This is a genomic window from Nesterenkonia sp. PF2B19 (assembly GCF_001758425.2).
Taxonomy (GTDB): domain Bacteria; phylum Actinomycetota; class Actinomycetes; order Actinomycetales; family Micrococcaceae; genus Nesterenkonia; species Nesterenkonia aethiopica.
In genome coordinates this window covers 57,511-67,706 of sequence record NZ_MDSS02000013.1, presented here as the reverse complement: position 1 = coordinate 67,706, position 10,196 = coordinate 57,511, and the positions used below count along the sequence as shown (strand labels likewise).

Annotated in this window: 8 protein-coding genes; 6 read left to right on the top strand and 2 right to left on the bottom strand. The window is 68.1% G+C overall.

Annotated features, from left to right (window positions below):
- Nucleotides 1–1,251 (top strand): transglycosylase family protein (locus BCY76_RS19850; RefSeq protein ID WP_272896819.1); only part of this gene is annotated, 1,251 nt, incomplete at its 5' end.
- A gap of 208 nt (nucleotides 1,252–1,459) precedes the next feature.
- Here the strand turns inward: BCY76_RS19850 and BCY76_RS06045 are convergent.
- A complete protein-coding gene (locus BCY76_RS06045) occupies nucleotides 1,460–2,485 on the bottom strand; it encodes a LacI family DNA-binding transcriptional regulator (RefSeq protein WP_070158757.1) in 1,026 nt (341 codons plus the stop codon).
- A gap of 189 nt (nucleotides 2,486–2,674) precedes the next feature.
- On the opposite strand from BCY76_RS06045, the gene BCY76_RS06040 reads away from it, so the two are divergent.
- The 4 genes from BCY76_RS06040 to BCY76_RS06025 are packed head-to-tail and all read left to right on the top strand — an operon-like array spanning nucleotide 2,675 to nucleotide 7,857.
- Complete coding sequence (locus BCY76_RS06040; protein WP_070158756.1) at nucleotides 2,675–3,958, top strand: sugar ABC transporter substrate-binding protein; 1,284 nt, start codon at nucleotides 2,675–2,677, stop codon at nucleotides 3,956–3,958.
- 7 nt (nucleotides 3,959–3,965) lie between these two features.
- The gene (locus tag BCY76_RS06035; protein ID WP_070158755.1) at nucleotides 3,966–5,063 is read left to right on the top strand and encodes a carbohydrate ABC transporter permease; all 1,098 of its coding nucleotides are present in this window, start codon (nucleotides 3,966–3,968) and stop codon (nucleotides 5,061–5,063) included.
- Entirely contained in the window at nucleotides 5,060–5,914 is an 855-nt protein-coding gene (locus BCY76_RS06030) for a carbohydrate ABC transporter permease (protein WP_070158754.1), read from the top strand. The genes BCY76_RS06035 and BCY76_RS06030 overlap by 4 nt, the downstream gene beginning before the upstream one ends.
- Nucleotides 5,911–7,857, top strand: a complete 1,947-nt coding sequence (locus BCY76_RS06025; RefSeq protein ID WP_085437348.1) for a glycogen debranching N-terminal domain-containing protein — start codon at nucleotides 5,911–5,913, stop codon at nucleotides 7,855–7,857. The genes BCY76_RS06030 and BCY76_RS06025 overlap by 4 nt, the downstream gene beginning before the upstream one ends.
- Nucleotides 7,858–7,948: 91 nt before the next feature.
- Here BCY76_RS06025 and BCY76_RS06020 read toward each other — a convergent pair whose 3' ends face one another.
- On the bottom strand, nucleotides 7,949–8,698 hold the full coding sequence (locus BCY76_RS06020; RefSeq protein WP_070159211.1) for an IclR family transcriptional regulator: 750 nt from the start codon (nucleotides 8,696–8,698) through the stop codon (nucleotides 7,949–7,951).
- Nucleotides 8,699–8,845: 147 nt separating this feature from the next.
- Between BCY76_RS06020 and BCY76_RS06015 the strand changes: the two genes are divergently transcribed.
- Nucleotides 8,846–10,189, top strand: coding sequence for an NAD(P)-binding domain-containing protein (locus BCY76_RS06015; protein ID WP_070159210.1), 1,344 nt, complete (start codon nucleotides 8,846–8,848; stop codon nucleotides 10,187–10,189).
- The last annotated feature ends 7 nt before the right edge of the window (nucleotides 10,190–10,196 follow it).

Below are 10,196 nucleotides of genomic sequence, written 5' to 3'. Positions count from 1 at the left end.
GATGAGCTGATGGCTGATGATGCGTTCCTGGATGAGGATGGTCTGCTGGACCATGACGCGATCCAGCAGCGTGTGGATGAGCTGACCCCGGAGCCGGAGCCGGAGCCGGAGCCGGAACCTGAGGCCGAGGATGAGGCCGACGCTGACGACGAGGCCGACGAGGCCGACGAGGCTGACGAGGCTGAGGCTGACGACGACGAGGTTGATGATGAGGTCGAGGCGGCCGGGTCGGCGCACAGCTTGGATCAGTATCGGCCGGGGACTCGTGATCTGGTGGAGCAGCTCGCACAGCTGGAGGACACTGAGGCACAGCAGCTCTTCGATGAGCTGATGGCCGATGATGCGTTCCTGGATGAGGATGGTCTGCTGGACCATGACGCGATTCAGCAGCGTGTGGATGAGCTGACCCCGGAGTCGGAGCCGGAGCCGGAGCCTGAGCCGGAGCCGGAGCCGGAGCCTGAGCCTGAGCCCGAAGACGAGCCTGAGTCTGTGGTGGCCGGCCACACCCTGGACGACTACCAGCCCGGAACTCGCGGCCTCGTCGAGCAGCTGGCGGAACTTGAGGGGGAGGACCTGCAGAGTCTCTTCCAGACGTTGATCGGGGACGACTCCTTCACCGACTCATCCGGTGTGCTCGACCACGCCGCCCTGCAGGCTCGCGTCGACGAGCTGACGCCGGAGCCGGAGCCTGAGCCTGAGCCTGAGCCTGAGCCCGAGCCTGAGCCCGAGCCGCAGCCTTCGGGGTCGCCCTCGTACAACTCGGTCTGGGACCGCTTGGCGATGTGCGAATCCTCCGGTGACTGGAGCATCAACACCGGCAACGGCTACCTGGGCGGCATCCAGTTCTCCCAGCAGTCCTGGGAATGGGTGGGCGGCACCGGGTCCCCGCACCAGGCCTCCAAGTATGAGCAGATCGCCCGCGGCTACGAGCTCTGGAAGATCCAGGGCTGGGACGCCTGGCCCGGCTGCAAGGCCAAACTGGGGCTCTCCGGCGACCCGGGCGGCGTCGAGAACTACGAGATGGGCAGCAACGCCCGCACCGCCTCCAGCTCCGCGAACATCTGGAACGCCAGCTTCAGCGTCCCACTGCGCGAGGAGGCCGACTCTTCCAGCGAGAAACTGGCTCAGATCCCGCGCGGCGCCGACGTCGAACAGCTCGGCACCGACGGGGACTGGATCCACGTGCGGTTCACCGACGACGGTGAGGCGCTCACCGGCTGGGTGAACACCGGCTACCTCTCTCACGCCTGAGAGTGCTGACGGTGTACGCTGGGACCGCTGAGTTCTCAGCGACATCGTCTGCCCTCCGCGGCATCCCCTGCTCCGGCTGCGGCACTTCGCGTGCCGCAGCCGGAGCAGGGAATCCTGTGCGTCGCTGACCACAGTCCTGCATGACGGCGTACGGCGCCGGCACAGCTCTTCAGTTCGCGGGAAGAGCCGTGCCGGCGCCGTCGTCGTGTCAGGGTGAGCGCACCACCAGCTCCGGAACGACCAGGACGTGTCGCCCTTCGGAGAGCTCGGTCTGCGGGCGCACTGAGGTGCCGTCCGGGCCCATGAGCTGATCCAGGACGGCGGAGGCCACACGCTCGGGCTGCTGCTCCACGCTGCTGATCCCCAGCGCGTCGGCCGTCGGTGTGTTGTCGAAGCCATAGATGAGAAGCTCTGGCCGTCCCGCATCCAGCCCGGCAAGGTGCGCGCCGATAGCCAGCACGTCGGAGGCGCAGACGACGGCGTCGGTGCCGTCCCCGGCCAGGACTGCCGCCACCGCCAGGCGGGCAGCGGTGACGTCGTCGTCCACGGCGAGCCGCTCTCCAGGGGCCACGCCGCCGGCTTCTTCCAGTGCGCGCAGCCAGCCCCGTTCCCGATCGTCGCCGGTGCCGGAACCGGCGGGCCATCCGAGGAACGTGATACGTCGAGCGCCGTTCTCCAGGGCGTGACGGGTGGCCAGCTCGGTACCGACCGCGGAGTCCACATCCACCCACGGATGGGCGTCCATGCCGGCGGCGTCGCGGGTCGCACCCCAGGGGCGGCCGAAGCTCGCGAAGGGGATGCCATGGGCATGCAGCCAGGTGGTGCGGGGGTCCTGATGCCGCGTTCCGGAGAGGACGACGGCGTCGATCTCTCCTCCGTCGACGAGGTCCTCGATCCGGCGGATCTCCTCGTCTACGTCCCGGGCGGTGTAGACCAGCACTCGCATGGCCCGGGCGGTGGCACGTTCGGTGAGCGCATGGACGAAACGGTCCAGCATGACCCCGGAGATCCCACCGCGGTAGGGGTCGAGATGCACGCCGATGGCGGAGGAGCGGCGGGTGCGCAGTTGTCGGGCAGCGGTGTGCGGACGGTAGCCCAGCTCCTTGACGGCGTTGAGGACCTTCTCCTGGGTGCTCCGCCGGACGATCCCGGGGTTGTTCAGGACGTTCGACACCGTCTGCCGGGATACGCCCGCGGCGCGGGCGACGTCCTCCACCGTGGGGGTGCGCGCCATGGGTCCTCCTTTGATCGCTGCCCGTGCGTTCGGGGTGGCATGCCGGTGATGCGCGTCATCCTACACAGCATGCGGAAGACGTCTTGACTTCCGCCAGACGTGCTGAGTAATCTACGTCACGCCAGCCTTTGAACGTTCAAAAATGGCGCATGGTCACCGTACCGCATGCGCCTGAAGGAGACGATCCCCATGAGGCAGCCTCAGACTGCACCCCGCTTCCCTACGGCCCGTCGCACCCGCTGCGCCCTGCGCGGCGGCGTCATCCTCGGCGCCACGGCCCTCGCGCTCACCGCCTGCGGCAGTGGATTCGACGACGGTCCCGCTGCTGGGGACGACGCCGGCGACTTCACGTCCGGGGCAGACCCTCTGACCGTGCTGATCGGATCCTCCGGGGACTCCGAGACCGCCGCCGTCGAGGACGCCGTCGCCGCGTGGTCCGAGGAGTCCGGACTGGAGGCGTCCGTGCAGATCGCCAACGACCTCACCCAGCAGCTGTCCCAGGGATTCGCCTCGGGGGATCCGGCGGACCTGTTCTACCTCTCCACCGATGCGATCGCCGGTTATGCCGCCAACGGCAGCCTGCAGCCCTACGGCGACCACCTGGAGAATCGGGACGACTTCTACCCGAGCCTGGTCGAGAATTTCACCGTGGAGGATCAGTTCCATTGCGCGCCCAAGGACTTCTCCACCCTGGCGCTGATCATCAACGACACCCTGTGGTCCGACGCCGGCCTGACCGACGACGACGTCCCGGCGACCTGGGAGGAGCTCGCCGGCGTCGCCGAGCAGCTCACCACCGAGGACCAGGTCGGCCTGACCTTCAGCCCCGAGTACCAGCGGCTGGGGGTCTTCATGGCCCAGGCCGGCGGCGCCCTGGTCGAAGACGGCGCTGCCGTCGCCGACAGTGCTGAGAACGTCGAAGCGCTGGAGTACGTCCAGGAACAGCTCGATGCGGGCTCCTTCGCCTTCTCATCGGACATCGGTGCCGGGTGGGGCGGCGAGGCCTTCGGCACGGAGGACGCTGCGATGGTGATCGAGGGGAACTGGATCACCGGGGCGCTGGCCAATGACTTCCCGGACCTCGACTACACCGTGGCGGAGCTTCCTGGCGGTCCCGCGGGGCCGGGGACCCTGCAGTTCACCAACTGCTGGGGCATGGCCGCTGACAGCCCCAACCAGGAGGCCGCCCTTGACCTGGTGGAGCATCTGACCAGCACCGAGCAGCAGCTCGAGTTCTCCGAGCGCTTCGGCCCGATGCCCTCGGTGGAGTCGGCCGCGGCTCAGTGGTCGGAGGAGAATCCCGAGCTGACCGCGTTCCTCGACGGTGCCGAGTACGCCCAGTTCCCACCGCACCAGGCCGGCGCGGCCGACGTGATCGCCGACCTCAACTCCCAGCTGGAAGACCTCGACTCCGCCGATGCCGAGTCACTGCTGGACTCGGTGCAGGCGAACCTTGAGCCGATCACCGAGTGAGGACCAGATGAGCACTGTCACGCGGGCCGGAGTCGGCCGTGGAGAGGCGGCCGCGGGGTGGCTGTTCACCCTGCCGGTGATCATCATCCTGGGGCTGTTCCTGCTGGTTCCGGTGGTCATGGCGCTCTGGGTCTCGTTCTCCGACTGGACCGGCCGAGGCTCGCCCTTCTCGGCCGACGTGGGACTGGTCGGGGCCGAGAACTACGAGGCCGTCACCACCGGAGGCGGTCTGGCGGAGCGGGACTTCGGGCTCGCCATGCGCAACAACGCCTGGTATGCCGTGCTGGTCATCCCATTGCAGACCGCGCTCTCGCTGTTCCTGGCGGTGCTGGTCAACCGCGCGGTGCTCCGCGGCCGCGGCTTCTTCCGCACCGCGTTCTACTTCCCTTCGGTGACCAGCTCGGTGGCGATCACCGTGCTGTGGCTGTTTCTGTTCTCCTCCTCGGGCGCAGTGAACCGCATCCTGTCCTGGATCGGCGTCGCGGGCCCCAACTGGTTCAATGACCCGACCGGCGTAGTGCACGCGGCGCTGCGTGGGATCGGGGTCGACCGCGGGCCCGAGGTGCTCACAGAGAACAGCTTCCTCAGCGTCTCCTGGTGGGAGTGGCTGGCCGGACCGTCCTTCGCGATGAGCGCCTTCATCCTGATGGCGATCTTCACCACCAGCGGCACCTTCATGCTGCTGTTCCTGGCCGGACTGCAGAACCTCGGCCAGGACGTGGACGAAGCCGCCGTCATGGACGGTGCCGGAATCTGGCAGCGGTTCTGGCATGTCACGCTGCCTCAGCTGAAGCCCGTGCTGTTCACGGTGCTGACCCTTGGTCTCATCGGATGCTGGCAGGTGTTCGACCAGATCTACACAGGAACCCAGGGAGGCCCCGGCAAGACCACCCTCACCCCGGCCTACCTGAGCTACCAATCGGCCTTCATCTCGCAGGAATGGGGGCAGGGTGCGGCCATTGCGTTCATCCTCTTCCTCATCATCGTGGCGATGACCCTGCTGCAGCGCTGGATCCTCCGGGACCGGCCCATCTCCGGCCGACGCCGGATGCTGCCCGCAGACCAGGACTCGCTGTCCGCGCAGCCGAAGGGAGGACGCGGATGACCGCCGTCGCGCTCCGTCACCGAGGGAGGCCTGCCTGGGGACAGATCGGACTCTACGGGGTCCTGTGTGTCCTGGCTCTGGTCTACATCTATCCCTTTCTGGTGCAGCTGGCGACCTCGTTCAAGACCGACCCGGACGCCGCCGCACAGCCGGTCTCCCTGGTGCCGCAGGCGTTCACCTGGCAGGCCTATGAGCGGCTGTTCCTGCACTCGGACTTCCCGGTGTGGTTCATGAACTCCGCCGTGGTGACCCTGCTGGTCACCCTGGGCCGGGTCTTCTTCTGCTCCCTGGCCGGGTATGCCCTGGCCAGGCTGCGATTCCGAGGCCGGGCCGTCATCTTCGCGGCCCTGGTGGCGGTGATGTCCGTGCCTGCCGTGGTGCTGCTGATCCCGAAGTTCCTGGTGATCAACTCACTGGGCATCTACGACTCATACGCGGGCATGGTGCTGCCTCTGCTGGTGGACGCCGCCGGGGTCTTCATCATGAAGAACTTCTTCGAGTCCATCCCCCGGTCTGTGGAAGAGCAGGCGCGGATCGACGGTGCCGGCATCTTCCGTACCTTCTGGTCGGTGGTGCTGCCCATGGCGCGGCCGGCGCTGATCACCATCGTGATCCTGTCGTTCCAGGGCTCCTGGAACGAACTGAGCCATTTCATCGTGGCCACGCAGTCTCCGGAGCTGACCACGCTCACCAAGGGAGTGGCGTCCCTGGCCAGCGGACAGCTGAGCCAAGGCAGCGAGTACCCCATCAAGTTGGCCGCCGCGGTGATCATGACCATTCCGGTGGCCGTCATGTTCTTCATCTTCCAGCGCCGCATCATGAACTCCACCGAAGGAGCCGTCAAAGAATGACTGAAACACCCAATGCCCCGCTGCAGCCGTTGCTCAGCGATGCGCTCGTCGCCTTCCGCGCTCCGACCCAGGTGTGGTCCGGGGCCGACGGCGACATCGGCGGCTCTGCCGTCGAGGGCATCTTCCATGGGGACGTTCGGCATGTGCGCCGGATGAGTCTGCTCTGCCCGGACAGCCAGGTGGAGACCATCTCACGGTCCGTGGAAGGCCCGGATGAGCTGACCTTCCAGGCGCTGCTGCGGGAGGTGGATGATCCCACTCCAGACCCCAAGGTGAGGCTCCGTCGTGACCGGCAGGTCAGCCCTGGGGTGATGACGGAGACCTGGCGGCTGAGCTCTGCAGTGTCCGAGGAAGTCACGGTGCGCTTGGGCGCCATGCTGGTGCCCGAGTTCGCCAGCATGCATGACGTCAAAGCCGGTGTCGCCGCCGACGAGGCGTTGAGCATCGAGCAGCAGGACGGGGGGATCGTCGTCACCAGCGGTGCACGCCGTCTGCGTCTGGAGGCCGACGGTGCTGCTCTGTTCGTCGTCGACGGGTCCGTCCACTGCTCCTGGACGGTCACGCTGGCGCCGCGGGGGCGCTGGGAGTCCACGCTGCGGATCAGCATGGAGGACCCCGGTCTGGTGGTCAGGGCTCCATCCGATGACCTGCCCACCGCCGTGGCCGAGCAGCCGCTGCCTGCCGACCCGCGCGCCGGCCGGTGGCTGCATCGTGCGGTGGCTGACCTGGACGCGCTGCGCCTGGCGCTGCCGGAGAGCCCGCAGGACGGCTTCTACGCCGCAGGAGCCCCGTGGTTCTTCACCCTCTTCGGGCGGGACTCACTATGGGCCTCTCGGCTCGCGCTTCCGGTGGTTCCGGGATCGGCGGCGCCCACGCTGCGCACGCTGGCGCGTCTTCAGTCCACGGACGACGACGCCGAGGCTGCTCGGGAGCCCGGGAAGATCCTCCATGAGCTACGCTCCGGCACGTTGAGCATCCCCGGGGAGGCTATTGAGCTGCCCCCGCTGTACTACGGCAGCGTGGACTCCACCCCGCTGTGGATCTGTCTTCTGGCCGAAGCCCGGGAGCACCTGACCCTCGAGGAGCTCCGCGGACTGCGTCCGGCCCTGCGTGCGGCCCTGCGCTGGATCCTGGTGCACGGCGACGGCGACGGCTTCCTCGACTACATCGACCGGACGGGACATGGTCTGGCCAATCAGGGATGGAAGGACTCCGGGGACTCCATCCAGTGGCGCGACGGCAGACTCGCCGAGGGGCCGATCGCGCTCTGCGAGGTCCAGGGGTACGCCTACGAGGCGGTGTTGGTCGGGGCGGAGATCCTGGAGGTCCTCGGCGAGGAGGCCCCGAACGGCAGCGATGTCAGGGAAGGAGATGACGACGTCGACCTCTCGCTGGAGTCCCTGCGCCGATGGGCGGCCGAGCTCCGTGAGCGCTTCCACCGGCACTTCTGGGTGGAGACCGAGGAGGGTCGGTATCCGGCGATCGCCCTGGACCGGCATAAGCGCCCTGTGGACACCCTGACCTCGAACATCGGGCATCTCATCGGCACCGGGATCCTGGATCCTGAGCAGGAAGCGCAGATCGCCGAGCTGCTGCTCGGGGAGTCGATGTCCAGTGGGTACGGCGTGCGCACCATGTCCACCGAGGCGGCCGGCTACTGGCCGCTCTCCTATCACGGAGGCAGCGTGTGGATGCATGACACGGCGATCATCGTCCACGGTATGCTCCGGGCCGGGTTGACCGGGCCTGCCGCGCGGATCGCCGAGCAGATGCTCGACGCCGCTGAGGGCTTCGCCTACCGGGTGCCGGAGCTCCAGAGCGGCGACCCGGTGGCCGACGTCGGCGCGCCGGTGCCCTACCCCGCGGCGTGCCGGCCGCAGGCCTGGTCCGCGGCCGCCGCCGTCGTCTGTGCTCAGGCGCTTGCAGGCGCCGAGGAGGCCTGACCCTCCCTTCATCCAGTGGCCACGAATCCCGCTTCTCGCCCTCATCGACCGCGTGTCATGAGGGAGAAGCCGGGATTCGTGGCCACTGACGTCAGATCTGCTGTCCGATGAGCTCGGCCGCTCGCAGCACCTCGGGGATCCTGCGGCGCAGCGTGTCCACGCTGACAGTGTCGTCGTGGGCGACGATGTTCAGGACGCCTGCTGCCTCGCCGCGAGCACTGCGCACCACAGCGGCGACGCTCACCGTGCCGAGCACGCGTTCGGAAACGCCCAGGTGGTACCCGGACTCCCGGATCTCGCTCAGCTCCGCGCGCAGGCTCTCGGACGTCTGGTGCTCCCCTGAGGCGAGCCGCACTCCGGGGTAGTCCTCGAGGTACTCCTGGAGTTCCTCATCTGTGAGGTGCGCGAGCAGCGGCTTGCCGGCCCCGACGTCCAGGGGGAGGCGCCGGCCGATCGGGAACTGGTAGCGCATCGGCTCCGGCGCCTCCACGCGTGCCGTCAGGATCCGGTCGAAGCCGGAGCGCACGAAGATCGATGCCGTCAGGCCGGTCGAGTCCGAGAGCTCGGTCAGGACGGGGCGTGCGGCCTTGACCAGGGGGTCCTGCAGCACGAAGGCGTGAGCCTGAGCCAGCGCCACGGGGCCGAGCGTGTAGCCGTTCTCCGAGGTCTGGGCGTAGCCGCTCCCCACCAATGTGGCCATGATCCGCTGAGCGGTCGCGATGTGCAGGCCCGTCTCGCGGGAGACCTCGCTGAGCCGGATCGGTGACCGCGCATTCTCCAGAGCTCGCAGCACGTCGAACGCACGCTCGAGCGTGCGTCCCTTGTTGCCCGACGCGTTCATGTCTCTCCTGTCGTCTTGACCGATGCGCCCCTTCATTCTCCACGAGTGTGCCTCCTGATGGAGGGGTGGTTGACAACACACTCGATGCCATGTGATGGTAAGCACACTCATAAGATGAGAGCAACTATCACTCAGTGAGAGGCATTGATGACTGTAGCAGTTCTCGGGCTCGGTGAGGCGGGTCAGGTCTTCGCCCGGGCCTTCGCTCAGGCGGGAGACCACGTCGTGGGATTCGATCCTGGTCCGGCCAGGACTCCCGACGGCGTCGTCCGTGCTGACACAGCGGCCGAGGCCGTGGCGGAGGCGGAGATGGTGCTGTCGCTGACCACCGCGCGCTTCGCCGTCGCGGCGGCGGAGCAGTGTCGGGCCGCTCTGTCTCCTGGTGTGCTGTACCTGGATCTCAACGCCTCCTCGCCGGAGGTGAAGAAGTCCGTCGAGACGGTCCTTGAAGGTGCCGCGCAGGTCGTCGACGGGGCAGTCATCGGCTCGGTGCGTGCCTTCGGCGCCACCGTGCAGGTCCTCCTCTCGGGAGCTTCCAGCGGTGAGGTCGAACAGCAGCTCAGCAGGGTCGGCACGCGCACCGAGATCCTCGGCGCCCAGGTGGGAGATGCCTCCCGGCGGAAGCTGCTGCGCAGCATCTTCATGAAAGGGCTCAGCGCGCTGGTCCAGGAGTCCCTGGAGGCCGCGGCCGGCGCAGGTGACGAGCAGTGGGTGCGCCAGCAGATGGCCGAGGCGCTGGTCGGCGGCGAGTCCACAGTGGACCGTCTGGACAGCGGCATTCGGATCCATGCTCGTCGGCGCAGCCAGGAGCTGGCCGACAGCCTTGAGCTCATCCAGGACCTGGAGGGCACCTGGCCGATGACCTGGGGCGCACGGGAACGGCACCTGCTGCTGGCCCGACGGGCCGAGGACGTCTCACCGGCTCTCGAGGTCCTGCGGCGTACGCCCACCGCGGCCCTCGGGGACGGCAGCGACCGTCTGGGGTTCGTCGGCGCTGACCTGCGTCCGGTGTGGGACTGCCCGCAGATCGCGGGCCCGGCGCTGACGGTCCAGACCCAGGCCGGCGACAACTTCGCCATCCATCAGGCCCTGGCCCGGGTGAAGCCCGGGCAGATCCTCGTGGTCTCCGGGGAGCGGGGCCGCGAACGTGCCCTGATCGGAGATCTGATCGCTGAGCGGGCGAAGAAGGCCGGGGTGGCCGGAATGATCCTCGACGCCCCAGTCCGTGATGCCGCCGGCATCGCCGAGGTGGGCCTGCCTGTTTGGGCGGCCGGCGTCTCTGCTGCCGGTCCCTACAAATCAGGACCCGCCCGGCTCGGGCGTCCTGTCGCTGTGGGTCATGCTGTATGCAACCCCGGTGACATCGTGGTCGCCGATGCCGAGGGCATCCTCTTCCTGCCCCCAGAGGAGGCCACCGCCGCAGCAGAGGCCGCCGAAGCAGTCCTGGCCGAGGAATCCGCGCGGCGCGAATCCATCCGAAGCACCACCTAGACCACGA